Below are 25,454 nucleotides of genomic sequence, written 5' to 3'. Positions count from 1 at the left end.
ACAATGCTGACTGCACACGCCGCCGCATTTCAGATCAACGGCAAGACGCTCGTCTCCGACATCGACATGGCGATCCCGCCGGGCAAGCTGGTTGCACTTGTCGGCCCGAACGGTGCTGGCAAATCCACGCTACTGAAGCTGCTGTCGGGCGAGATCAAGCCAACCTCCGGTGCGATCACACTGGACGGCCGCGCGCTGTCCAGTTTCACCGCGCTGGATCTATCCCGGCGGCGCGCTGTGGTGCCACAATCAACGGCACTCTCGTTTCCATTCAGCGTGCGCGAAGTGGTGCTGCTGGGCGCAACCGTGCCCGGCTTTGCAGAGCCGCCGGAGCACATCGAGCGCATGGCGCTGGACTGCCTGCGCACGGTAGGGCTGCTGGCGCTTGAACATCGCCTGTTTACAAATCTATCCGGTGGCGAACGCCAGCGCGTACATATTGCGCGCGCGCTGTTGCAGCTTGCGATGGCGAAGCGCGCTGAAAATGAACCGGGCATTCTGCTGCTGGATGAGCCGACCGCCAGCCTCGACCTCGCCCATCAGGGCGTCGTACTGGAAGAAGCGCTGGAACAGGCCCGCAAGGGGCTTGCGGTCATGGCCATTCTGCATGACCTGAATCTGGCCGCCGTGTTTGCCGACGAACTCGTGCTGCTCAGCGCCGGGCGCATCACCGCACGCGGAACGCCGGCCGAAGTATTGAAGGACGATGTGTTGTCCCGAGCTTACGGCTGCGAAGTACGCACCAACCGCACACCGTCTGAAGGCGTGCCGTTCATTCTGCCGCATTACATCCGCGCGCGCTGACAAACTGAGACGTCATCGCAGCGCCACTCTCAACCGAGGCGCTGCGATGATCGCCAGCATTAACGTCAATCGCGCTTGGCTGTCTGGCCGAACAGCACCTGCTTATCCTGCTCCGACATGACCGCATTTGCATTCACCGTCTCGGCCAGCGCGTATGCCTGCTGCACCGCCGGACGTGCCGCAATGGTTTCCAGCCAACGCGCCAGATGCGGGAAGTCCGCCAGATTCTGACGCTGCCGCTCATGCGGGACGATCCACGGATAACAGGCCATATCGGCGATTGAATATTCGCCCGCAATAAATTCGCGATCGGCCAGACGGCGGTTCAATACGCCATAGAGGCGGTTTGTTTCCTTCACGTAGCGATCGATCGCGTACGGCACGTTTTCACTGGCGTACTGCACGAAGTGATGGTTCTGGCCCGCCATCGGTCCGAGGCCACCCACCTGCCAGAACAGCCATTGATCAACATCGACTCTTGCGCGCTCTTCCTGCGGATAGAACAGCCCGGTCTTGCGGCCCAGATACTGAAGAATGGCACCGGATTCAAAAATGCTGATCGGCTCGCCGCCGTCGCGCGGTGAGTGATCGACGATTGCCGGAATGCGGTTGTTGGGTGCGTGGCGCAGGAACGCGGGATCGAACTGCTCGCCCTTGCCGATGTTGACCGGCAGCAGGCGGAACGAAACATCCGCCTCCTCAAGAAATATCGTGATCTTGTGGCCATTGGGCGTGGCCCAATAATAGAGATCTATCATGTTTTCCGTTGTCGCTGCATTGATCCGCCGGCGCATCTTATGGGATCAAAACCAGTCGCTTACAACGGCCAGCACTCGCAATTGCCCGCATGTTTCCTTAAATATCGCTGGCGACGCCATCAGCCGCCACAGATTGCGAGGTTTTATATGCTGGTCATCCAGAATAACGGACAAACGACGGTCGTTTCCGGATGGCGTGCATGGCTACTGCTTGCAGGGCTCGTCATCGGTTCGATCGCGGGACTGATCCTGGCGGCGTTTTTCCTGGTTGGAGCGGCGCTGATAATCGGCATCCTGCTGCTGGTCGCAATTCCGGTTGGCGTCGCGCTCTCGCTCTACAGCAGGTGGCGCGGGCAGCGCGCGCACGGCGATCAGAACTCGCGATTGCCGCCGTACGAAAACCGGTAATCCGCACCGCGCGCAGCTTGTTGGCGTTGCTTACCGGCGCGCCATACCCACCTGCGCCGATGGTTGCGCAATTTCCACCTGATCACCCGGACGCAACAGCGCATTTGGACTGACGATCACCTGATCGCTTACCGTCAGACCGGCAGAGATCACCACGCTGCCGCCCAGATCCCGCGCAACGCGCACCGCTTTCCATTGCACCTTACTGTGCGCGTCAACCACGGCGACGACCTGCTTGCCGGCGCGCGTCATCAACGTATTTGAAGGTACGTTGACGGCGCCCTTCTCGGCCGCGACATGAATGGAAACCTGGCCGTTCAGACCCGCCGGAATTCTGCCCGCAGGGTTATTCATCAGCAGCTCTGCGCGCATGGTGCTCGACGAGGCATCGATCTGACTGGCGACCCGCACAACCTTCGCTTCCAGCTCCTGCGGCCACTCTGCAAACTGAACCTTAGCCGCAGAACCGGGAACAACGACAAGCGAGGATGACTGCGGCACATCCACTTCAATACGCAGCTCATCAAGCCTGCCGATCCGCAGCAGATAACCGCTTTGCTGACCCGACTCGCCCGACACCTTGTCACCGCGCTCAACGTGCCGCGCGATGATGGTGCCATCGAACGGCGCGCGAATAGTCTGGAAGCCTGCCACTTCCTCCAACCGCTTCACCTCCGCAGCGGCGGCGGCAACGTCAGCCTTGGCAATCAGCTCCGCCGCGCGCCTTTCGTCGACCGTCTGCATCGAGGTGTGCCCCTTGCCGACGAGACTTTCCGAACGTTCGAGACTAACGCGCGCCAGCGTTAGCCTAGCCTTTGCCTGATCCACAGCCGCACGGGCGCGACGCAACTGCTGCTCCACCTCCGGCGCGTCGATGACGATCAGCACATCGCCCGCATTGACCTTGTCGCCTATGTCCACACGGCGTTCAGATACGATGCCGCTGGCGCGCGACGACAGCAGCGCCTGCTCCACCGGCGCGGTGCGTCCAGACAGCGTCAGCACCACCGCTTCCGGCGCTGCGACCGGCGCGATAACACGCACCTTGCAGATCCGCTGAGCGTCGGCCTTAGGCTTTTGCGCCGGGTTGGCATGCGCCTTGTTTGCCAGCCCCGCATAACGCAGCGCATCCGCCAGCACCGCTCCGCCATCTGCGCGCGTGACTACGTAAACACCGGTGCCGCACACTGAAACCACCGCAAGCGCGATCGCCAGACGTTTCAGGCCCATGACTTGCTCCATCCTCATTCTGCCGGAACGCCGCTGAGCGACGTAGGTGCGATTTCCTGTTTTTGCCCTGCGTGATGATCGCTCGCGGCCTGCTTGCGTCGGCCGATGCTGGCCAGCGTCGCAAACAAAAACGGTACGAACGTCAGCGTTGCACAGGTGCCAAAGATGAGACCGCCGACAACCGCACGTCCGAGCGGCGCATTCTGCTCGCCGCCATCACCGTGACCGAGCGCCATCGGCAAAATGCCGACGATCATCGCCGTCGCGGTCATCAACACCGGACGCAACCGGGTGCGCGCCGCCTCTATCGCGGCCTGACGCGGCGCTATGCCTTCAAGCAAAAGGTCACGCGCGAAACTCGTCACCAGAACGCTGTTCGCGGTCGAAACACCGATCACCATGATGAGGCCGGTCAACGCCGGCACCGAAACCGCTGTGCCCGTCAGCAGCAACGCGAACAATGCGCCCGATATCGCCACTGGCAAGCCGCCCATGGCGATGGCCGGCATGATCCACGACTGGAAGTTCACCACCATCACCAGATAAACGAAGATGGACGCCATCAGCAGACCGCCCAGCATTTCCGCATAGGCCTGCTGCATGGATTGCGCTTGTCCGGCGATGACGATGCGGTTGCCCGGCTTCAGGCGCGCACGCGCCTCATCGACCAGAGCGGCAACATCTCCGTAAACACCACCGAGATCGCGCCCTTCCACATTTGCCAGAATGGTGATGGTGGGCTGCAGCGTCGTGCGATCGATGTTGGCAGGAATTTCGCGCATCTGCAGCGAGGCAAACGTGCGCAACGCAACGGGGTCACCGCCGGCCGACGGACGCACAGGCGTATTCAGCAACTGCTCAAGCGAGGTGAGATTGGTTGGCGGCGCCACAACCTGCACCGTGTAGGCCGCGCCCTGCTCCGGATCCGACCAGAAGCTGGGCGACACCGTTCCCGATGCCCCGAGCGCCGCCAGCAATGCAGTGGCGGCGTCCTGCGGCGTCACACCAATCTGCAGCGCACGTACGCGATCGATTTCCAGGTAATACGACGGCAGGTCTGTCACCTGCCGCTGAGCGACATCCACGGCGCCTGGAATATCGTACATGCGCGTCATGAGCTCGTGCGCTATTTCGGCGTTGCCTGCGCGGTCGCGACCTATGAGGCGCACCTCAATCGCCGTTTGCGCGGAACCCGCAAGTGTTTGCGAGGTTGCATCGGCAGGCCGGAAATACGCCACCATCTGCGGGAATTTCTCCGTCAGCATCTGACGGATCTTGCGCACGTACATTTCCGTGGGTGCGTGCGCATGACTGAGCTGCACCAGCATTTCGCCGTCGAACGAACCAATAACGCCGCTTTCAACCCAGCCGAGATTGATAGGTTCGGGACTGCCAATGTTCTCGGCGATGAATTCGACCTCATCCGGCGGAATGATATCCAGTATCTCGCGCTGCACAGCGGCGAAACGCACGGCCGTCTCTTCCAGCCGCAGCCCCGTTTGCGCGCGCAGATAGATGCGGATCATGCCCGCGTCGGTTTCAGGAAAGAACTCGCGCCCGAGATTTGCGGCCGACCAACCGCCAATGCCAAGCGCTACAACCAGCCCTGCGAGCGGAATAAACTTCCAGCGCAACAGCAGCGCGGCGATGGCGGCGATCGTGCGCTCAAGAACGGCCAACAGCCTGTCGACACCACGCGCAACGAAACCGAACAACCCACCCGGCGCGTGATGCGGCCCGGCATGCAGCATCAGCGAAGCCAGCGTCGGCACCAGCGTGCGCGACAACACATACGACGCGACCATTGCGAACACGACCGCCAGCGCCAGCGGCACAAACACGAATGCGGCCGTGCCGGTGAGCAGAAACAGCGGCGAAAACACGATGCAGATCGAAAGCGTCGAAACGAACTCCGGGAAAGCAACTTCGCTGGCGCTCTTGAGGATCGCTTCATTGAGCGGCAACCCCATTTCGAGGTTGCGGTTGATGTTTTCGATCTCGACCAGCGCGTTATCGACCAGAATGCCGATGGCCAACATCAAGCCGCCCAGGGTCATAAGGTTGAAGGTGTTTCCGGTTAGCGCCAGACCGGCAATAGAGGCAAGCAATGCCAGCGGGATTGACGTCAACACGATCAGCGACGACCGCCAGCTACCAAGAAACACAAGCACCACCAGCGCAACCAGCAGGCCAACGATTACGGCCTCGACCATCACGTTGTTGATCGCATTGACGACGAACACCGATTGATCGAACACCGGCGCAATCGTGATACCTTCGGGCGCCGCAGCGCGCAGCTCCGGCATGCGTGCATGAATCTGTTGCACGATGTCGAGCGTCGATGCGTCGCCCAGCTTCAGGATCTGCACGATCACAGCGTTCTGGCCATCAAGCCGCGCGATGTTGGTCTGCACGGCCTGACCGTCACGCACACTGGCGACATCTGAAACACGCACAACCCGGCCATCCACCGAACGCAACGGAAGATCGGCAAAGTTTGCCACCGTCTCCGGACTTGCATTGGTGGTGATGGTGATGTCGCGTTCATCGACGCGCAGCGAACCGGAAGGCAGCGTCAGGTTCTGGGTTGCCGTTGCGCGCGCAATATCGCCAGCGGAAATGCCGTACGCCTGTAGCGCCTCCGGCTTCAGATCGATCATCACCTGCCGCGAAGCGCCACCATAAGGCAGCGTCAGACGGATGCCGGGGATCGACTGGATCTGTGCACGCAACGCGAGACGCGCATAGTCATAAAGGGCGCCATCGGTGAGCGTGTCCGAGGCGAGCACAAGCTGGATGATCGGCACGCTCGACGGCACATACGGAACGATCAGCGGCGGATTGGTGCCCGGCGGCATGCGACGCAGAATGGTCTGACTGACGGATGTTACCTGCGCGAACGCATCCGTAACGTTAGTGCCCGGCTGAAACGTGACCTGCACGATGCCAACGCCGTTCACGGTTTCGGAACGCACCTCGCGAATGTTGTCGACGTTATTCATCACAGCAAGCTCACTGAACGACGTCAGCTTGCTGGCCATCTCCTGCGGATTAAGCCCCTGATAGGTCCAGATCAGATTGATGGCCGGAATGTTCACTGCGGGCAGGATGTCGGTCGACATGCCGCGTCCGCCCAGGCCACCGAGCAACAGCAATAGCAGCGCCAGAACGCCGATGCTGTGGCGATGGCTCAGCGCGTATTTTACGATCCACATGGGCCGCTCTTCTGTCTTTCACAATTCCGGTCGAGAGATGATGGACTGAAGCTCGCGCCTATCCCGTGCGCGCAATATCCTCATGGCTTTCGACGGTATCTGGCACGGTGATGTCGATAACGAAGCGCTCGACAGCAAAGGCGATCTGCGCGCGCAATCCCTGCTCCGGCGTGCGGTTCTCAAGGTGCAGTTCCAGCCCGTCCTTCTCCAGCGCCGTGTGCGCGATGGACAGACCCAGACCACTGCCAATTGCGCTTTTGTGACGGCCGCGGAAAAAGCGATTGCGCACCAGCGCCAGTTCATCCTCGGGAATACCCGGGCCGCTGTCTTCCAAGGTCAGCAGCAATGCATGCTCCGCCACCACCATCGACCAACGCGCGGCGCCCGTGCCACCGGAATGCTGCATGGCATTCTCGGTGAGATTGCGCGCCACCATGTGAAACGCATCCGGATTGACCTGAATGCGGCACTCGTACAATGCCGCTTCAATCGTCACGCCCGGCTGCGCGTCCGAACGGCGCAATTCATCACAGATGCCCTTCAGGCGGGCGCCAACGTTTATCCATTCCTGCGGCGCGCGCGTTTCGGTTGCATCAACCTGCGCCATTGCCAGCAGCTGCCCGGCCATGCGCGTCGTGCGGTCGGCTGCGGTAAGCGCACTGCGTAGCGCATTGTAACGGATGGTGGCATCGGACGCCGCCAGCGCGATCTGCACCTGGGTGCGCAACCCGGCAAGCGGCGTGCGCAGTTCGTGCGCGGCAAACGCCGTCACGCTGCGCTCATGCTCGCGCGCCTTCGCCACCTTGTCGAACAGACTGTTCATGGAATCGACGACGGGACGAATTTCAGCCGGTGCGCGTCCGATATCCAGCGGCTCAAGCGCATCGGGCGAACGCGCGGCCAGCGTAGCGCTCATGCGGCGCAACGGCTCCAGACCTTCGCGCAAGGCCAGCCACAGCAGGCCGCTGAGTGCAGCCAGAACGAAGATACCCGGCAGCGCCAATCCCCACATGAGATCGCGAACCAGACGCTGGCGGTGGCTGATGCTGTCGCCCACCAGAACACGAATGCCCAGCACCGGATCGACATGGGCATAAACGCGCCAGGGCGTGCCGTTGATTTCCTGATTGGTGTAACCGCTGTTCACGGAAGTCAGCTGCGTCATCGGCGCATCGCTGGACTTGCCGACAAGCTTTCCGTCAACTGACCATATCTGGCATGCGAGACGGAAATTCGCTTCATGCTGATGGATGGCAACCGACTGATTGGCCACACGCGCACCCGCGACGCCATTCGTCACGTGTACACCCGCGCTTTCCATCAGCGACGTAACCATGCGCGTCGCCTCCTCAAGTCGCGCGTCAAGCACGCGTTCCAGCTCTTTCTGGCTGCCGACGTAGATCCACACCATGCCGCACGCCCAAACCACCGTTGTGGCCAGCATCAGCAGTCCAAACAGGCGTGCGGTCATAGAGGTCATGGCGCGATCTCCCGGAGCAGAGTCATGCGTGCGGTGCACTCACCGGCGCTGAAGCCGATTCACTCGACAACGATGGATCCGGCAACACGATCGTTTTCGTATTCTGCGGCACGCGGCGATACAGATCGATCACGTCATGATCGAGCAGACGAATGCAGCCGCTGGATGTTGCCTTGCCCAGCGTGCGCGGATTGCCGCCGCCGTGAATGCGATAAAGCGTGTCGCGCCCGTTCTGATAGAGATACAGCGCCCGCGCGCCGAGCGGATTTTCCGGCCCGCCTGGCATTCCGTTGGCAAAGGGAGCCGTGCGCGGATCACGCGCAACCATCTCCCGCGGCGGCGTCCACGTCGGCCACGCCGCCTTGCGCGCAACGTTTGCCGTGCCGCTCCACGCCATACCTTCGCGGCCAACCTCGATGCCATAGCGCAGCGCGCGGTTCTCGCCCGTCACCAGATAAAGATAGCGGTTGGGCGTATCGACGATGATGGTGCCCGAAGGCTCGCGCGTTTCATACCGCACAAGCTGACGCCGGTAGCGCGGATCAAGCTTTGCAAGCTCCACGGCCTTGAGCGGGAAACGCTCATTCGGATGCGCCGCATAGTTCTGGCGGTCCGCCTCGCTGACGGCATATGGCACACCCAGCCAATCCATGTCGGTTGACGCACAACCGGCAACGCTCAGTGCCAACCCCACAACCGCAGCAACACGCAAAAGCGTCATCTCGTCCCCCTTATCAACAATCCGGCGAGATGCGGCGCCACACGGGACCACCGCCAGTCAAACCCCGGCGGCTCTGTCCTAAGTGTTCACATTAAGGCAAGCTTAAGCTGGCAATTGCACCACGGCTTCTGCGGCGGCAACTTGGTCGCATGCGCGCAAAGCATGCATATGCTGAAGCATTTCGTGCCCATATTGTCGCAATGACGTATGCGCACCAAGCGCACGTGAAAGGTAAGCGATGCGACTGCTGATCGTTGAGGACGACCTTGTTCTGCGCAGCGGGCTCTCCGTCGGTCTGGGCCTGCATGGCTTCACCGCCGAAGCGGTCGAAACATGCGCCGACGCACTGGCCGCGCTTTCGACAACGCAGTTCGACGCGGTTGTGCTTGATCTGATGCTTCCCGACGGTTCGGGCTTCGATGTGTTGCGCGATCTGCGCGGCAGGAACGACACCACGCCCGTATTGCTGCTCACCGCACGTGATTCAGTCCGCGATCGCATCCACGGCCTTGACAGCGGGGCGGACGACTATCTCGGCAAGCCGTTCGACCTTGATGAACTCGCTGCGCGCCTGCGCGCGTTGCGCCGTCGTTCGCTGGGTCGCGCCAAGGCCACCATCGACTGGCAGGGGCTGGAGCTTGATCCTGAACGGCGCACTGTTACCGCCGCCGATGGCGAGCCGCTGAACCTCTCACGGCGGGAATTTGCGCTGCTGCAGGCGCTGGTGGAGCGGCCGGGCGTTGTGCACTCGAAGCCGGAGCTGGAAGACATTCTCTACGGCTGGCAGGAGGAGGTGGAGAGCAACGCGGTGGAGGTGCACATCCACAATCTGCGCGCCAAGATCGGCAAGGAGCGCATCGAAACCGTGCGCGGCCTCGGCTACCGCGCGAAGGTTTGAGGCGCGGGAGCGCTAAGACGCTATATCAGCCGAATATCATAACGCATTGAAACTATTGGTGACCCCGACAGGATTTGAACCTGTGACCCTCAGATTAGGAATCTGATGCTCTATCCAGCTGAGCTACGGGGCCCCAACGGTTGGCACCTACCAGATGGCGCCACCGGAGAGAAGAATTTCTGGATGACCGCCCATAAAACACGGCCAGACGACAACCGAATGGCATGACAGATAGGCTTCCTTCTAGGTATCGCGCCATCCGCGCCGAAGCAATGAGCGGCGGCAGCTAAATCTCTTAGCCCCCAATCGCATGCAACCTGCCGCCAATCCGCTTCCCACCGCAAAAGCATGAGCCGACCTGCCCCTGCGGTGAGGCAACAATACTCATCCTCCTCGCCCAACGGATGCGATTGCCATCATGTCGCAATGCAATCTATGATTGCAATTCGTGAGCCGAGAAGGACTTCGCACCGCTGGTCGAGGGGAGAGAAAATTGCCGCGTGTGCGCATCGAATGGATGCCGGTGCAGATGTTCGGGCTGGGTCGACTAGGCTTCGACCACCTGCAGCTTGTGTTCGAGAGCGACGGCCATTCGCAGGACCATTGGTATGTGATGGAGGGCGTTCGCGACGCCAGCCCGCACGGCATATTCCTCGGCATCGAAGGCGCGGATGGCCGCACCACGCTAGCCACCGCAAATCTGGCCGCACGCGCCGACCTCTCCGCCAAGATCGGCACGCCAGAACTGCGCGGCAGCCGCGCGTTGCCATACAACGGCGAAGAATTCCGCGCCTGGGAAACCATGTCCAGCTTCGCGCGCACCATCGAAGAAGAAGATTTTCCCTACATCGCCTACAGCCTGCCGGGCTCACCCAACCCGACGATAAACTCGTCGTCGGCTGTTGCCTCGCTCATCCATTATTCGGGCCTCGACCCGAACACCACATTGCCCCACGGGATGCATTTTTCGCCCGGCATGACAACGCTGCTCGGGACCGGCAATGACGACATCATGCGCGCCGAGCACGGCTTCTCAACTTTCATTGGTGGCCGGGGCAGCGACACCTTCAGCGGCAGCAACACAGCCAACACGATTGAAAAGTTTTATGGCGGCGAGGACGACGACCTGTTCCAGTGGTCGGGCGGCTTCAACATCATCCACGGCGGCATGCCGACACTGAATTATGCGTCAGATGGCACCGACGTCATCGACTATTCCGGCGCGGGCGAAGTGACCATTACATTCAATCGCCACTGGATCGCACACAAAGTCCCGAACTTCACCGCTACGTTCGCGGGCGGCACCGACCACCTGTTTTCCATCGAACGGATACAGTGGAACCACAAGACCGATCGCATCCTGCCGGGCAAAGGCATCGACCTGCAGGAAGACAATCAAATTCTGCGTCCCGCCGCCGATGCTGAGCCCGGCGCGACACGCAGCGCGTGGCTGGTTCAGCACGACACTGTTGCAGATATCGACGGACTGATTGGCGACGAAAACAGCAACCGCATCGTCGGCTCGGCGCGTGGCGACATCATTGAGGGCCGAGGTGGCGACGACGTCATCTACGGAGGCACGGGCGATGACACGTTGATCGGCGGCACCGGCAGCGATGCCTATGTGTATCTGCCCGGCGATGGCGACGACACCATCATCGAACTTGCAACAGTCAACGGCGACATCGACGAGTTGATCCTGACCGGCGGGATAGATCCTGAGCACGTCGAACTGATCGCTATTGCAGCGCGCGACCTGCTGATTTCCATGCCCGATGGATCGGTGCTTATTGCCGGGTTCTTTGAGGGTGCTGGCGCCGGAATTGAGCGCGTCGTGTTTGATCACGCGCTTTTCTGGAACCGTGATGAGATTGTGGCTCGCGCGACTGCCGGTCAACCAACCGTTACCGCCGACAGCGGATTGCCCGCATCCAGCACCGGCGATATTTTCCAATTGCTGCCGGGAGCGGTTGACGCTCAGCCTGACGCGAACCGCAGCTTCGCCGACGCTTTCCTTTCCCCCGTGTTTTAGATCGTCACGCCGCTTTCCCGCGCCAGCATATGGCTGTGCCCCACCACGCAGCGGCCCGCCACACAACAGAAGCTTTCCAGCTCAAACCTCCCTATGCTGCCGCGCGGAGGATTGAATGCGCGTGCGCGTACCAAAATCGCAGTTACGAATGACATGGTTGCGTCTGCTGTCGGGAGCGGCGGCGGCGAGCCTGGTGGCCTGCGTGTCCGGCGTCTGCGTACCTGGCGCAATAGCGCAACAGCAGGATGCTGCCAGCGAACCGGCCGCATCGTGCACGCTCAAGGCTGGCGCATCCGGCGCGGCGGTCCGTGTCATCGACGCTGAAACCATCGAGATGGACGACGGGCAGCAGGTCCGCATCATAGGTGCACTGTCACCGCGCTCACCCGACCTCAGCCCGGCAGCCGAGCCATGGACACCCGAGGAAAACGCAAAGCAGACCTTGCGCGAACTCGTTGCGGGCAAAACCATCTTCCTGGCCACGTCCGGCCGCACGCAGGATCGCTATGGCCGCCGCCTTGCGCATGTGTTCATCGACAACGATGGCGAACGCGTTTGGGTGCAGGGCGAAATGCTGCTACGCGGGCACGCGCGCGCTTACGGTTTGCCGGGCAACTTCGACTGCATGAACGAACTGCTCGCCCATGAGAAAGCGGCGCGCGATGCTGGCCTCGGCCTGTGGCGCAACGGCGCCTATTCTCCACGCCCTGCCTGGCGGACTCGCGAACTGCTTCGTCGCCGCAATTCCTATGAGATAGTCACGGGCAACGTCGCCAAGGTCGCCACCACCAAAGCACGCACCTACATAAACTTCGGCCGCGACTGGCGCAGTGATTTCACCGCTGGCATCGAGGCACGCGTGTTGCGCGAAAATCCGGAGTTGGCCCAGTCGCTGCAGCAGCTTGAAGGGCGCCGCGTTGAAGTGCGCGGCTGGATCCAATATCGCAACGGTCCGTACATCGACATCGAGCATCCAAGCCAGCTTGCCATTGTCGATGATAACGGAGCGCCGCCTACACCAGCGCCGAGGGGCGCAATGACAAGCAGCGATCGCCGCGAGCATGGCACCGCGCCAACGCGCAAACAAAAAAAGCGCCCGGCGCGGAAGGCACCGGACGCTCTTGATCTCTAACAGTCGCCAACAGTCAACGTTGACACGCGGCCCGATCAAAAATCGGCAACGCGCGCCGCAGCGAATTAGGCGGCCTTTGTCTCAGAGTCATCGCCGTCATCGTCAGTATCCGCTTCGGCGGCAGCACCCGCTTCTGCTTCAGCCTCAGCTGCCAGACGACGACCGCGTGCGCTCTTGGAAAGCACGTCGGTGATGCGCTGCACAGCGCCACGCTCATCGAGCTTTTCAACGGCTGCAATTTCGCGTGCCATGCGGTCGAGAGCATCCTCATACAGCTGGCGCTCAGAGTACGACTGCTCCGGCTGAGCCTCCGAGCGGTAAAGGTCGCGCACGACTTCCGCGATCGAAACGAGATCGCCGGAGTTGATCTTCGCAACGTATTCCTGCGCACGGCGGCTCCACATGGTGCGCTTTACACGGGCGCGGCCCTTGAGGATTTCCATGGCCTTCTTGACGAGCGGCTCTTCGGCAAGCTTGCGCATGCCAACGCTCTCCAGCTTGCCGGTCGGCACGCGCAGGGTCAGCTTTTCCTTTTCGAAGTTGATCACGAAAAGCTCGAGCGCCATGCCCGCAATTTCCTGCTCCTCGATGGCGATGATTTTCCCAACGCCATGAGCCGGATACACGACAAACTCATTCGCCTTGAAACCATGCCGCTGATTGACGGGCTTCTTGGTCAGATCAGCCGCCACGGCAGCCTTTTCGCCACCGCCAACCTTCGGGGCCTGCTGCTGAACCGGCGCGGTGATCTTCTGGTTCGAAGGCTTCACCGCCGCAGCAACAGCGCGCATCGGCGCGGCGACTGCTGGCTTGTGTGCAACAGTCTTGGGCGCAACCTTGGGGGCGGCGCTCACGGGCTTCTTGACGGGCGCAGCGGTTCCTGCTGTTTTCGCAACAGGCTGTTTCGCTTTGCTGGGTGCGGGCGCTTTAGCCTCCGGCTTCGCAGCCTGGACCTTGGATGCTGCAACTGCTTCCTTTTTGGGAGCAGCGGCCTTAGCGGCAGCGCTCACCTTAGCAGCTGGCTTTTTTGCCGTTGCCTTGGGGGCAACATCCGGCTTGGCCGCCGAGGCGCGACCAGCAGCAGGCTTCTTCGCGGTAGCCACCTTGGTGCCAGCCTTTTTTCCGGCGAGGGTCGTCGACTTCGCCGAACGGGTGGCAGGTGCCTTCTTCTTGTCAGCCATGGGGGTCGTCTCACTTTCTCGTCGGGCTAGAAGCCAGTACTCAATTCGATGCGCACCAACTCGGCGTCAGCACAGGGCCGCCGCTCAAGTCATGTAGGCGGGCCAGCGATACTCCCAATCGGGGGAGCGCGACCCAGTGTTGTGCCCTGAAGTGACAAAACCGCTCGTTGCACAGAACAGCTGCTGGCCCGATCGTTGCCAGCGCGGCAAAGCGGAAGCTTTTTGTTCGCTCCTGTTCCGGCTCTGTACTGCGTTTTGGACATCATCTAGGTGGAGCGTAACATAAAGTTCATTGAAAATGAAGGGCGGGCCTTAGGAAGGGTATGGCGACACTTACCCGGAGAGCCCGAATCCAAGCCATTCTGCAAACACTGTGAAAAGGTTGCGCATTTTGCCGCAACATTCCGTGAGCACAAAAATGTGCTCTCAGACGCGTTGCATGGGTCACTCAAGAATTAGAATTATTCGCGCGATCTCAATCAGTTAGAGTGCAACTGACCCGCCGCCGCGGAGCCGGCATCAATCGCCTGAACCGGGCTCTGGCGAAAAATATTTTTCAAATTTTCCGGGTTCGTCCCGCAGAGCCTCTGCGTCCGGCAACGCGTCCTTTTTAGCCGTGATGTTGGGCCAGACGTCCGCATATTGCCGGGCCAGCTCCAGCCAGCGCTCTACCCCCAGATCGGTATCCGGCTTGATCGCATCAGCCGGGCATTCAGGCTCACATACACCGCAGTCGATGCACTCGTCGGGATGGATGACGAGCATGTTCTCGCCTTCATAGAAGCAATCGACCGGACAGACCTCCACGCAATCGGTGAATTTGCATTTGATGCATTTGTCATTGACGACATAAGTCATAGGTCTTGATCCGGGTCACTTCCATTGGGTGCAGGCGCACCCTTGGCTTCGGTGGCAGGGCAGATCGCAATCGAACTGCACCCCGCCAGGTCAGCGGGACTTGCCGTGGAACTTATCGATCTCGCGGCGCTCTTTCTTGGTCGGGCGCCCACTCCCTACCGGGCGCTGAACCGGGGCAACCTCAATGGCTGGCCGAACTGCGCCATCGGGCGGAGCCGGCGACTGAGGTTTGATGGCATCCCCCTCTACTGTCAATTCCTCATAAAGCAAGCGCGCCGCGGCAGAAGGGCCCCGCCGCTCAGCAAAACCTTTGACGCGTACCAATTGCACATGCCGCGTGATGACAATCGTCAGCACGTCTCCGACACGCACCGTCTGAGCGGGTTTGATTACACGCTCCCGGTTAACCCGGACTTTGCCGCCCGAAATGAGCGTCGCCGCAAGCGTGCGCGTTTTCACAAAACGCGCAAACCACAACCATTTGTCGAGCCGCTGCGAGCCCGGAGCAGAAACTGCATCCGAGGGCTCGTCGCTCAAGTGTTGGTCTCCTTACCGCGCTTTGCAAGCTCCTCGCGCAGCGCGCCCAGTGCCGCAAACGGCGAATCCGGATCAATCGCTCCGCCACGGCGTGGCGCCGCCGCTGTGTGCACCGCTGGCTTGCGGCGATCATCCTTGTTGCGGTCGTCGCGGCGATTGCGATCCCCACCGCGGCGATGCTGCTGGGCATTACCCCGGTTGCCGCCGTCACGCTGCTGATCCCGGCCGCCTCCGCCTCCGCCTCCGCCATGCTCGCGCTTGCCACCGGCGTTGCGCTGCTGGCCGCCACGGCGATTGTCACGGTCTCCGTCCCGACGCTGCTGACGCTCGCCAGATCTGCTCTGGCCTGCGCCACCCTCTGCGCCTGCCGCCGGAGCGGCAGCGGCAGCCGAAGCGTCGCCACTTGCCGCGGTCGCAGCGGCCTGAGGTGCACCCCGTCCGCGGCGATTGTCCGGACGGCGTTGGCGGCCCTGCTCACGGCGATCGTTGCGCTGATGGCGGCGCGGACGCCAGACTTCCTCAAACTTTTCTTCTTCAGCGGTCGCTTCCGCGCTGACGGCTTCAGCGTTGCCTGCAGCAGCAACGGCGTCACCGGCTTCAGCGGTTGCCTCTACTGCGGCCTCACTCGCATCAGCTTCAGTCGCAGCAGCAGCCTCATGCTCCGATGCTTCGTCCACCGCTTCCGTCGGCGCTGGTGCTGAAGTTTCGTCTTCTGAAGCAGACGCAACCGCTTCAACGGCAACAGCATCGGAAGGTGCTTCGCTACCTTCAGCCGTTGCGGCTTCAACCGAAGCTGCGGTCGTCGAAGCTTCAGCTGCGGCCTGCGGCTGCGCTTTGACCGGACGGCGCTCAAGCCGGAAGCCCAGCGCCTTCAACACACCCGCAAGCTCGTCCGGCGAACAGCCAAGCAGCGACATCATCTCGGGCGTTACGGTGAACCCGCCATCGCCAGTTGCGCCCTTGGGCGGCATGCTTTCTTCAGAACTACGCCATGCAAGCAACGGACGAATGTGATCGGCCAGCCGCTCCAGCATGTCGAAACGCACCGCGCGCGGCCCGCACACATGATAGCCGAATGCGCGATAGAACGGCTCCGGCACGGCAGGATCGGGATTGAACGAAGTCAGGCCAGCACGCGGCGGCTCCGGCAGAGTTTCAATCGCAAGTCCGTGCGCAGAAGCATTCTTCAGCGCCCAGAGAGCAAGGATCAGCTCCGCCGCTGCGGGCTTGAGCAGAACCGGGAAGTAGATATTGAAGGCGCCAAAACGCACGCCGTATTTGCGCAGCTGCGCACGGGCGTTCTGATCGAGCGTCTTTACCTCGTCCGATACGTCCTCGCGGCGCAGAACGCCGAAGTTCTCGCGCAGCTGGAAGGCGATGCCACGGGCCAACCCGGAGATGTCATCGGCGTTGCCGATATCCACCAGCGGCTTCAGCTTTTCCGCAATCGTCTGCGACAGCCACGATTCCAGACGGGCCTGGACCTTCTCGCGGTCCGGCGCGGAAAAATGCTCGTCGACCAGAAGCGTTATTCTCGGCTTCAGCGCATCGTCCGCCGCTTCGATCTGAGCGATTTCCTCACCGCGCACAGAATGCGGCCATGACGGGCGAGCTGCAGCGCATCCGCTTGAGCGGCGGCTACGCGGCGTGCGCGCATCCCCAGCTCTCGCCCCAGCACCTGCGCGGCGGCATTGCGCATAGCCTTGCCGTTGACGCCTTCGGCCGCTTCTGGATCGAGCTGAAAGCGGAAACCCTGCAATCGCCCGACAAAATGGTTCTCGACATGAATAGCGCCGTCTGCGGCGATCTCTGCCGTCAGCTCGTCTTTATCGCGCATGCCCTTCATCAACGCACTGGTTCGAGGGTCCACAAACCGCTGCGTCAATTGCTCGTGCAGCGCGTCTGATAGACGGTCTTCGATTTCGCGCGTCTTCCCCTGCCAATGTTCCGGATCCTTGAGCCACGTCGACCGATTAGACACAAACGTCCATGTACGAATGTGTGCAATGCGGTTGGCGAGCGTATCGATATCGCCGTCTGTACGATCAGCGAGTGCAACCTGTTTCGAGAACCAGTCCTCGGGGATTCTCTCCTCCGACCCCATCAGATACGTGTAGATGGAGGCGACCAGTTCAGCATGACTTTGGCCTGAAATCTTCCGATAGTCCGGAATCTGACAGACCTCCCACAGTTTGACCACCGCAGCGGGTGCAACGGCCAACCTGGAAATCTCTCTATCGGCACTTACGGTTTCCAGAGCGATAACGTCATCGGCGGCGCGTGCCCGCGTCAGGCGCGCCAGCCCCGGCGTTGCCCGCAGCGAATGCTTCAGCCCTTCCAGCGTCCGGAAGTCAAGCTCGCGGTTGCGCCATTGCAGCATCCGCACGCCATCGAAATTGTGCGTTTCCAGACGCTCGATCGTATCGCTGTCGAACGGATCGGCGGTCCCCGTCACCCCGAAGGTGCCGTCATTCATGTGCCGGCCGGCGCGGCCAGCGATCTGGCTCAGCTCCGCTGGCGTCAAATTGCGGTGCGTCTGGCCGTCGAACTTACGCGTGGCCGAGAACGCGACATGGTCAACATCGAGATTGAGGCCCATGCCGATGGCGTCGGTGGCCAACAAGTAATCAACGTCACCCGACTGATACAGCGCAACCTGCGCATTGCGCGTGCGGGGCGAAAGCGCGCCGAGCACAACGGCCGCGCCCCCGCGCTGGCGGCGGACCAGTTCCGCGATCGAATAAACTTCTGCAGCCGAAAACGCGACAATCGCCGTACGCTGCGGCAAGCGCGTCAGCTTTTTCTGGCCGGAATAACTGAGCTTGGACAGCCGCGGCCGCGAAATGAAGTTCGCGCCGGGGATGAGATCCGCGATGGCCTGGCGCATCGTCTGCGCGCCCAGCAGCAACGTTTCTGAGCGTCCGCGCGCGTGCAGCAGCCGATCGGTGAACACGTGTCCGCGGTCCAGATCAGCCGCGAGCTGGATCTCGTCGATAGCCAGAAAATCGACATCGATATCGCGCGCGGCATAGCCTCTGACCGTGCACACCCAAACAGCGTGCCCGTTCCGGCTTGATCTTCTCCTCGCCGGTGATCAGCGCCACCTTGTCGGCACCGACCCGCGCCACGATTTTATCGTAGACTTCACGCGCAAGCAGGCGCAGCGGCAAGCCAATCATGCCGCCGTCGTGTCCGAGCATGCGCTCGATGGCGAGATGGGTCTTGCCGGTGTTGGTGGGTCCAAGCACCGCCGTGACGTGTCGAATACGCGTTTCGAGGTCGCTGGCCATCTGGCCTCCTCAGCTTGTCCGGGAAGGCATCGCGAAGACATCCACCGAGATCAAGAGCGCGATTGGCATGCCACGCTTAAAACGGCTAGCAATCGCCCTGTCTTGATGCACTCCGGCAACCCCGGCTGAATACGGCCTTAGCGCCGCAGTGCAATGCGTTTCTGGTCGGGCATCGTTATGTCGACCCGCTCCGAGACCAGCGTGGCGGTGCCGACAACGGTGGGAACGGTGACGCGGAACGGGATTACCACGTTGGCATTGGGCACCGGGCGCATCACCAGCTCAATCTCGCCATTGACGACCGAGGCCGCCCCTTCGCCGGGCTTATGGCCGGAAACCGGAACCAGCTTTACGGAGCAGATGTGGTCTGCCCCCGAACGCCGCAGCAGTTTGAACTGGATGTCGAACCGGGCCTTACCATCGTAGATCGGCAGCTTCTGATCGCACGGCTTGGCCGCATCCACCATCGACAGCGCCATAACGCCGCTCAACGGGTCCAGCACGTTGTTTAACTGCTCGGCCGTGACCGGCACATACTTCGGCCCCAGCGGGTCAGGAGGCGTGACCGCCTTCACCGCACCGCGGTCAAACGCAATGTTCAGGCCCTTCAGCTTCTTTTTCTTCAGCAGGGCTTTCTGGCGATATTCGAAGGTGTGGCTGGAGGGCTGTGTTTTCACGATGCCGGCCGGCGTAACCACGCCCACGCTGGTCATGTTGCCGCGATAATCGAAGATCGCCGTGTCGATCTTGGCGTTGGCGGTCAGCGTGTAATTCTTGCCGGAGACCTGAGAATTGAAGTTGAAGGTGCCGATCTCACCCAGCGCGGTGAACCTGACCTTGTAGAAGGCCTTTACGTCCGCTGGCAGCACAGGCGCGACAGGGCCCTCCGCCCGCGCGGTGCCGCCCAATCCGAGCGGTGAGGAAAGCGAAACGAGGGCGAAAAGGGCAAGCGCCGCCAAACCTCGCGGGAAGACAGGCAGAAGCCACTGGATCATCGTTTTAGGTCGCCCTTGGAAAAGTGCCAGATGATGAAAAAATCGGTTAAGCCGGTTTTGCGTCGTTTATGTGGCCCCAAAAACGCAGTGCCGTACGCCTCAGCTGGTAATAAAACGTCACTTTAGGCCTAGCACACCGGCTTGACGAGCCCCGGCTTTCTCGGGCATAGAAGCGGCCAAAGCGCCCTATGGTTCTGCCGTAGGGTGCGACCTGTTTCCAGCAATCTCTTGTACGACGTCCGCCGCTACGAGCGGTGGCGAAGGAGCTTTTACTATGACGAGGCGCTGCGAGCTGACCGGTACGCTGCCCCTTTCCGGGCAGTTGAGGAGCCACGCCGAAAACTCGACCAAGCGGAAGTTCCGTCCGAACCTCTGCGACGTCACGCTGATCTCCGACTCGCTGGGCCGTTCGTTCAGCCTGCGCGTTACGGCGCGCGCACTGAAGTCGGTCGAGCATCGCGGTGGTCTGGATGCATTCCTTCTCAAGGCTGCTGACGCGGATCTTTCCGAGCGTTGCCTGAAGATGAAGCGCGAAGTCCAGAAGGCCGTTAAGGCAGCCGCTCCGGCCGCCGCCTGACGCTGAGACGCCTCGGGGCAACCCGGGGCTCTGCCTCACGTATTCAGCCTCAAGCACTGCATCAATCAGCTTGGCTCTTTTGAGCTTTAGGCTTGTTGGTTGCGTGCTCTGAGGCTTTTTGCGTTGGCCAACGCTTGCGCGCGAACTGGGGAAGCCGGGACGAGACATGACCCAGTTCGCCACAGCACAGCGAACGGCCTAGTACGGTCACAGCCACTGTGACCGCCCCCACCACTTTCCCGGAATGACGAACACAGAATGTCGCAGGCGCCGCGATATCTTTAGGTGCGCCCCGCGCACCAGCTCTTGAGCTTGCTTGCGCGCGGCCCCCCGCGTTTCAGCTTGCCATCAAGCCCCGTAAGCCAGCTCCAGCGCTACGGCTGATCGTTCTTCGAGCCGCCCGCCACCGCCGCAATATCAGTCGTCTTGAGTGAGAACTGTAGCAGCAAAGTCCGCTGGAAAGCCGGGTTGTAGTTGTTGTCGGAAATCATCGTGACGATGATCTCGCCATCCGACCCCGCGTTCACCGACAGCCCCTCCATGTTGTCGATATTGCTGCGGCCATCCGCGGCCACCAGAATATCGGCATCGATAACCGCGCCCGCCTTTAGCTGTTCGGCGTGGATGTGGCGCAGACGCATACGCACACCCTCGCTCAGGCGGAAGCGCCGCTCCAGCACCAGCAATCCGCCATCCGGCAACGGCGCCACATCGGTGACAGCATAGTCGCCGTCGTTGGTCATGTGAAAGCGGCGCGGCTTGTCGTCGGATTCCCAGATCCAGGCAGTGTAATTGCCGTCGCGATCGCGCAGCTCCTCGGAAAACGCGACCAGCCTGCCTTTGTTGGGTCCGTCACCACGGACAACGGCAATGCCCTCAAAGCCGCCGTTAGCCGGCATGTCCTTCGCGTCTTCCGGCAGCACGACCTTGCCACGCGCGGGCGACAGGCCATCCGGCCCTACATCGTAGCGCGATATACGGTGCTTGCGCTCAAACGAGATGTATACGCTGCCGTCGCGTGGCGTACCGCTGATGAGCGCCAGCCCCTCCGCATCGCGATCCTTGCCGCGAGACAGCGCATCGCCATCCTTGGATTGGATCGCGCCAACGCTTGCATCCGAAATTCCGGTGGGCGCACCGTCGCTATAGTCCAACGCTCCCGTCATCCAGATGCCAGCATCGGAAACGGCGAGAAAATTCCGGCCTTCGCCATCGAGCCGGATGCCCGACCAGCCGCCGAAGTATTGCGACGGCGAAGTCAGCACCAACCCGCCCTTCCACGTCAGCTTGCCGAAGCGCGTTTCACCGGGCTTCGTCGGATCGAATGCGGTCAGCGGCGCAGCATCGACCTTGATCTGCTCAACCGTCAGCCCATCCGTCGAGGGCTTGCCACCGCCGAGCGCAACGCCGGCTCCGGCAGCCAGCACAACGAGCAACGCGGCGGGGAACCGCAGGCGACGCCCGCGATGACGAGAAAAGAACGAAGCGGATTTCAATGCGTGCGTCTCCGTGGACCGATGCGCGTCGGCTGCGCCTCGCGTGCCTTCTCGTCGAAGAGTTCGACGAGCTTGTCGGTCATTGCGCCAGCGAGTTCACCAGGATCAGTAATGGTAACAGCGCGGCGATAATACCGTGTGACGTCGTGGCCGATGCCAACTGCGATCAGCTCCACCGGCGAGCGCGTTTCGATCTCATCGATCACCTGCCGCAGATGCTGCTCCAGATACGAGCCGGTGTTGACCGACAGCGTTGAGTCGTCGACCGGCGCGCCATCGGAAATCATCATCAGGATGCGGCGCTGCTCCGGCCGGGCCAGCAAGCGGCGGTGCGCCCAGGCGAGCGCTTCACCATCGATATTCTCTTTCAGCAGGCCTTCGCGCATCATCAACGCAAGCGAGCGCTTCGCGCGCCGCCACGGGGCATCAGCGGTTTTGTAAACGATGTGTCGCAGATCGTTGAGACGACCGGGTGCCTGCGGTTTGCCAGCTGCAAGCCACTGCTCGCGCGCCTGCCCACCCTTCCACGCGCGGGTGGTGAAGCCGAGGATTTCGACCTTCACGCCGCAACGCTCCAGCGTGCGCGCAAGAATATCTGCGCAGCAGGCCGCCACCATGATCGGGCGGCCGCGCATGGAGCCTGAGTTATCAAGCAGCAACGTCACAACCGTGTCGCGGAAATCGGTATCGCGCTCACGCATGAACGACAGCGCATGCATCGGATCTGTGATGACGCGCGTCAGACGCGAAGCGTCGAGCATGCCTTCTTCAAGGTCGAAGTCCCACGCGCGATTTTGCTGCGCCAGCAGGCGGCGCTGCAAACGGTTCGCCAAGCGCGAGACTGCACTTGAAAGCGTGCGCAATTCGCGATCGAGATAGGCGCGCAGGCGCTCCAGCTCCTCAGGCGACGACAGCTGTTCGGCAGCGATTTCCTCGTCGAACGCACGCGTGAAAACGCGATAGCCGAACGCTTCTGGATTATCGAGCACAGACGAATTCGGCCGCCACGGCTCCGGCGGCTCCAGAGGCTCGTCGTCCTCCTCCTGCGCGTTGTCCATCTGATCGGTGCCAGAAGCTTCCGCGTTCTGGTTCACCTCATTCAGATCGCCGCTGACGGTGCTGTCCTCGGCAGCGTTCTCGCTGCTGCCCTTCTCACCCTCTTCGGAAGTATCGGCCTCACCTTCCTGCTCTTCCTGGGTGCCTTCTTCCTCTTCCTCGTTCTGATCGCGCTCGGCGTCGACGGATTCCTCCGTCAGTTCGAGCAGGTGCAGCAGGTCGCGAATGACGCGCCCGAACGCTTCCTGATCCTCAATCAGCTCATCAAGACGCGACAACGCCTTTTCGCCGCGCTTCTCGATGGCATCGCGCCAGACATCCACCAGCGCCTGCGCTTTTTCCGGCGGCGGCTGACCGGTAAGACGCTCGCGCACCATCAGTGCAACTGCATCTTCCAGCGGCGCATCGGCTTTGGTTTTCACCTGAGCAAAGCGGCCGTGCGAATACTGATCCTCAAGCCGCGCGGTAAGATTGCGCGCCATGCCGGGCATCCGGTTAGAACCCAACGCCTCGACGCGCGCGCGCTCCGCCGCCTCGAACACAAGCCGCGCGGGGCCGGAAACCGGCACCAGCTTGCCGTGCACCTTGGTGTCGTGACAGCCGGCCGTGAGCGCAAAGCTGTCGGCCCAGCCGCGGATCACCGCAACCTCGCGCGGCGATGGCACGCGCGACGGCTCAGGCAATTGCATGTGTTTGGGCGAATAGGCCGGCGCACCGGCCGCGAACGCAACTTCAATGTCGCCGTGTCCGGCAACCGCGCGCACGGCAAGCCCGATGGCCCGCTTCAGCGGCTCGGTCGGTGGTTCCTTGCGCTTGCCGTTGGACATTGGATGCCTAGAGCACGATCGCGCTTCGTCGTATTGCGATACGGCTCTAGCCTTTTTATGGAACCGACGTTTCACGCTCCGGGCTGCTTGGGCCCGGCGCGATCATGATCTAGCTCAGTACGACATTCGCCGCGCTCTCGGGCAATTCCTCGCCGAAGCAGCGCTGATAGAACTCCGCCACCGTCGGCCGTTCCAGTTCATCGCACTTGTTGAGGAACGTGAGGCGGAACGCGAAGCCGATATCGTTGAACAGCTCGGCGTTCTCGGCCCACATGATGACCGTGCGCGGGCTCATCACCGTGGAGATATCGCCATTGATGAACGCTGAGCGCGTGAGATCGGCCACCCGCACCATGTTGGCAACGGCCTTGCGCTTGGCTTCGCTCTTGTTGAACGACTTCACCTTCGACAACACGATCTTCACTTCATCGTCGTGCGGCAGATAGTTTAGCGTCGCAACGATAGACCAGCGGTCCATCTGACCCTGATTGATCTGCTGCGTGCCGTGATAAAGTCCGCTCGTATCGCCAAGGCCGATGGTGTTCGTCGTCGCGAACAGGCGGAACGCCGGATGCGGGCGAATGACCTTCGACTGATCCAGCAGCGTAAGCTTGCCGGAAACTTCCAGCACGCGCTGAATGACGAACATCACATCCGGACGGCCGGCATCGTACTCATCGAACACCAGCGCGGTGTTGGACTGCAGCGCGTAGGGCAGGATGCCCTCGCGGAACTCCGTCACCTGCTTGCCGTCCTTCAATACGATCGCGTCCTTGCCGACGAGATCGATACGGCTGACGTGGCTATCGAGGTTGACGCGAATGCACGGCCAGTTGAGGCGCGCCGCAACCTGCTCGATGTGCGTGGATTTGCCGGTGCCGTGATAGCCCTGCACCATGACGCGGCGGTTGTGCTTGAAGCCTGCCAGAATGGCCAGCGTCACGTCGCGGTTGAACAGGTAATCGGGATCAAGGTCGGGGACGTATTCACTACCCTGCGAATAGCCCGGAACTTCGAGATCGCTGTCGATGCCGAACACCTGACGCACAGAGAGATTCAAATCAGGGAGGTTCGCAGGTTTGCCTTCGGCACCCGACTGGGCTTGCGCTCTCATATTCGCGGATCCTTGGAGTAGTGCGGCAGATGGGGTTCAACGCGCTGGCCGCGGCGGCGAGGCCGTACGAAAGCAGGCCGACTAAACGAGGCCTGCTTGTTTCAGGAAGTTATAGGCTTGAATGATCTCTCGCAACTTCTCGCCTGACCGCGCGTCGCCGCCGTTGGCGTCGGGATGGTAAATCTTCACCAGGGCCTTGAAGCGCGCCTTGATCTCGTCCCGCGACGCGTGGAGCGCAAGATCCAGCGTCTCTAGGCTCTTTTTCTCAAGCGGCTTGACCACGCGCCGTTTACCCGCCGCAGCTTCTGCGCGCTGGCGGGCCGCCCGCTCGCGCCGGGCGAAGAACGAGTGCGGATCCATGGTTTTAGCACCAACGCCCGGCGCAGCGGCTGCATCGGGAGGTGGCGGAGCACCAGCGGCAGCGCCCTCCGGCGGCGGCGAGTTCGCGCCCACCTTCCAGGTGGGGCGATGGCCGGTCATGGCGTCCTTCTGGAATTCCTGCACTTCGGAGTCGTTCATGCCATCGAAATAATTGTATGTGGCATTGTACTGGCGAACGTGCTCAAGGCAGAAAAAGTAGAACTGTCCGTCGCGACCACGGCCGCGCGGAGCCTTGTGGTCGCCGGGACTTTTACATCCCTTCCACTGGCAACGCGGATGCCTTTCCTCACGCGCAGGCGCAGCCGTGCGCTGGCGCTTGGAGGAAACGCGGATGCTGTCGAAGTATTTGGAGTCGAGCTTCATTTCGCGCGAAGTATGATCCTGCTGTCGTCCTCAGACAAGCTGATCTGCTTGCTCTGAGGCAGACTTATTTTTCACCAGCCCCTTGACGTTTTGTCTGATCC

22 protein-coding genes and 1 tRNA gene are annotated in these 25,454 nt (G+C 61.6%); 6 read left to right on the top strand and 17 right to left on the bottom strand.

The genetic code is table 11. The features are described from left to right. Positions 1-3: 3 nt before the first annotated feature. Positions 4-804 (top strand): heme ABC transporter ATP-binding protein, encoded by an 801-nt coding sequence (locus QEZ49_RS15115; RefSeq protein WP_280388185.1) that lies wholly within the window; start codon positions 4-6, stop codon positions 802-804. Positions 805-869: 65 nt separating this feature from the next. On the opposite strand, the gene QEZ49_RS15110 is transcribed toward QEZ49_RS15115, so the two are convergent. Next, positions 870-1,562, bottom strand: coding sequence for a glutathione binding-like protein (locus tag QEZ49_RS15110; protein ID WP_280388183.1), 693 nt, complete (start codon positions 1,560-1,562; stop codon positions 870-872). 147 nt (positions 1,563-1,709) lie between these two features. Between QEZ49_RS15110 and QEZ49_RS15105 the strand changes: the two genes are divergently transcribed. Next, positions 1,710-1,970, top strand: a complete 261-nt coding sequence (locus QEZ49_RS15105) for a hypothetical protein (RefSeq protein ID WP_280388181.1) — start codon at positions 1,710-1,712, stop codon at positions 1,968-1,970. Between the two features lie 30 nt (positions 1,971-2,000). On the opposite strand, the gene QEZ49_RS15100 is transcribed toward QEZ49_RS15105, so the two are convergent. Genes QEZ49_RS15100 through QEZ49_RS15085 form a run of 4 tightly spaced genes read right to left on the bottom strand, consistent with a single transcriptional unit; the run spans position 2,001 to position 8,616 of the window. Next, positions 2,001-3,200 carry an efflux RND transporter periplasmic adaptor subunit gene (locus tag QEZ49_RS15100; protein WP_280388180.1) on the bottom strand — a complete coding sequence of 400 codons (1,200 nt, stop codon included), beginning with the start codon at positions 3,198-3,200 and terminating at the stop codon, positions 2,001-2,003. Positions 3,201-3,214: 14 nt separating this feature from the next. After that, positions 3,215-6,415, bottom strand: coding sequence for an efflux RND transporter permease subunit (locus tag QEZ49_RS15095; RefSeq protein ID WP_280388178.1), 3,201 nt, complete (start codon positions 6,413-6,415; stop codon positions 3,215-3,217). Positions 6,416-6,473: 58 nt separating this feature from the next. After that, positions 6,474-7,895 carry an ATP-binding protein gene (locus QEZ49_RS15090; protein ID WP_280388176.1) on the bottom strand — a complete coding sequence of 474 codons (1,422 nt, stop codon included), beginning with the start codon at positions 7,893-7,895 and terminating at the stop codon, positions 6,474-6,476. A 22-nt stretch (positions 7,896-7,917) separates the two neighbouring features. Beyond that, positions 7,918-8,616 carry a L,D-transpeptidase gene (locus QEZ49_RS15085; RefSeq protein ID WP_173952740.1) on the bottom strand — a complete coding sequence of 233 codons (699 nt, stop codon included), beginning with the start codon at positions 8,614-8,616 and terminating at the stop codon, positions 7,918-7,920. Between the two features lie 238 nt (positions 8,617-8,854). On the opposite strand from QEZ49_RS15085, the gene QEZ49_RS15080 reads away from it, so the two are divergent. Continuing rightward, positions 8,855-9,514, top strand: a complete 660-nt coding sequence (locus tag QEZ49_RS15080) for a response regulator transcription factor (protein WP_280388174.1) — start codon at positions 8,855-8,857, stop codon at positions 9,512-9,514. 56 nt (positions 9,515-9,570) lie between these two features. On the opposite strand, the gene QEZ49_RS15075 is transcribed toward QEZ49_RS15080, so the two are convergent. Next, positions 9,571-9,647: transfer RNA gene (locus QEZ49_RS15075), tRNA-Arg, on the bottom strand. A gap of 369 nt (positions 9,648-10,016) precedes the next feature. Here QEZ49_RS15075 and QEZ49_RS15070 point away from each other — a divergent pair. Together QEZ49_RS15070 and QEZ49_RS15065 are read left to right on the top strand one after the other, a co-directional pair. Continuing rightward, entirely contained in the window at positions 10,017-11,546 is a 1,530-nt protein-coding gene (locus QEZ49_RS15070; protein ID WP_280388569.1) for a calcium-binding protein, read from the top strand. A 148-nt stretch (positions 11,547-11,694) separates the two neighbouring features. Continuing rightward, positions 11,695-12,678, top strand: a complete 984-nt coding sequence (locus QEZ49_RS15065; protein ID WP_280388172.1) for a thermonuclease family protein — start codon at positions 11,695-11,697, stop codon at positions 12,676-12,678. A 65-nt stretch (positions 12,679-12,743) separates the two neighbouring features. Here QEZ49_RS15065 and QEZ49_RS15060 read toward each other — a convergent pair whose 3' ends face one another. From QEZ49_RS15060 to QEZ49_RS15040, 7 genes are all read right to left on the bottom strand, one after another. Continuing rightward, on the bottom strand, positions 12,744-13,859 hold the full coding sequence (locus QEZ49_RS15060; RefSeq protein WP_280388170.1) for a CarD family transcriptional regulator: 1,116 nt from the start codon (positions 13,857-13,859) through the stop codon (positions 12,744-12,746). A gap of 519 nt (positions 13,860-14,378) precedes the next feature. Further along, positions 14,379-14,717, bottom strand: a complete 339-nt coding sequence (fdxA, locus tag QEZ49_RS15055; protein ID WP_280388168.1) for a ferredoxin FdxA — start codon at positions 14,715-14,717, stop codon at positions 14,379-14,381. 90 nt (positions 14,718-14,807) lie between these two features. Beyond that, positions 14,808-15,254, bottom strand: a complete 447-nt coding sequence (locus QEZ49_RS15050) for an RNA-binding S4 domain-containing protein (RefSeq protein ID WP_280388166.1) — start codon at positions 15,252-15,254, stop codon at positions 14,808-14,810. Beyond that, the gene (locus QEZ49_RS17305) at positions 15,251-16,843 is read right to left on the bottom strand and encodes a hypothetical protein (RefSeq protein ID WP_348534822.1); all 1,593 of its coding nucleotides are present in this window, start codon (positions 16,841-16,843) and stop codon (positions 15,251-15,253) included. Before QEZ49_RS17305 ends, QEZ49_RS15050 begins: the two co-directional genes overlap by 4 nt. Beyond that, on the bottom strand, positions 16,795-18,303 hold the full coding sequence (locus tag QEZ49_RS17300; RefSeq protein ID WP_348534821.1) for a helicase-related protein: 1,509 nt from the start codon (positions 18,301-18,303) through the stop codon (positions 16,795-16,797). The genes QEZ49_RS17305 and QEZ49_RS17300 overlap by 49 nt, the downstream gene beginning before the upstream one ends. After that, the gene (locus tag QEZ49_RS17295; protein ID WP_348534820.1) at positions 18,224-18,544 is read right to left on the bottom strand and encodes a hypothetical protein; all 321 of its coding nucleotides are present in this window, start codon (positions 18,542-18,544) and stop codon (positions 18,224-18,226) included. The genes QEZ49_RS17300 and QEZ49_RS17295 overlap by 80 nt, the downstream gene beginning before the upstream one ends. Before the next feature lie 137 nt (positions 18,545-18,681). Then, positions 18,682-19,539, bottom strand: coding sequence for a DUF3108 domain-containing protein (locus QEZ49_RS15040; RefSeq protein ID WP_280388164.1), 858 nt, complete (start codon positions 19,537-19,539; stop codon positions 18,682-18,684). Between the two features lie 274 nt (positions 19,540-19,813). On the opposite strand from QEZ49_RS15040, the gene rpmB reads away from it, so the two are divergent. Next, on the top strand, positions 19,814-20,116 hold the full coding sequence (gene rpmB / locus QEZ49_RS15035) for a 50S ribosomal protein L28 (RefSeq protein ID WP_280388162.1): 303 nt from the start codon (positions 19,814-19,816) through the stop codon (positions 20,114-20,116). Positions 20,117-20,490: 374 nt separating this feature from the next. Here the strand turns inward: rpmB and QEZ49_RS15030 are convergent, their stop codons facing one another. The 4 genes from QEZ49_RS15030 to QEZ49_RS15015 all read right to left on the bottom strand — a co-directional run bounded on the left by QEZ49_RS15030 (position 20,491) and on the right by QEZ49_RS15015 (position 25,353). Continuing rightward, positions 20,491-21,612: an esterase-like activity of phytase family protein gene (locus tag QEZ49_RS15030; protein WP_280388161.1), complete on the bottom strand. Its 1,122-nt coding sequence runs from the start codon at positions 21,610-21,612 to the stop codon at positions 20,491-20,493. Beyond that, positions 21,609-23,495, bottom strand: coding sequence for a cobaltochelatase subunit CobT (gene cobT / locus QEZ49_RS15025; RefSeq protein WP_280388159.1), 1,887 nt, complete (start codon positions 23,493-23,495; stop codon positions 21,609-21,611). The genes QEZ49_RS15030 and cobT overlap by 4 nt, the downstream gene beginning before the upstream one ends. 109 nt (positions 23,496-23,604) lie before the next feature. Continuing rightward, positions 23,605-24,609, bottom strand: coding sequence for a cobaltochelatase subunit CobS (gene cobS / locus QEZ49_RS15020; protein WP_068462770.1), 1,005 nt, complete (start codon positions 24,607-24,609; stop codon positions 23,605-23,607). Positions 24,610-24,690: 81 nt separating this feature from the next. Next, positions 24,691-25,353 (bottom strand): DnaJ domain-containing protein, encoded by a 663-nt coding sequence (locus QEZ49_RS15015; RefSeq protein ID WP_280388155.1) that lies wholly within the window; start codon positions 25,351-25,353, stop codon positions 24,691-24,693. Positions 25,354-25,454: the final 101 nt, after the last annotated feature.

The sequence above is a fragment of the Hyphomicrobium sp. D-2 genome, from assembly GCF_029872155.1.
Lineage (GTDB): Bacteria > Pseudomonadota > Alphaproteobacteria > Rhizobiales > Hyphomicrobiaceae > Hyphomicrobium_A.
The sequence above is the reverse complement of the archived record's forward strand: the minus strand, read 5'-3'. Positions and strand labels throughout refer to the sequence as shown.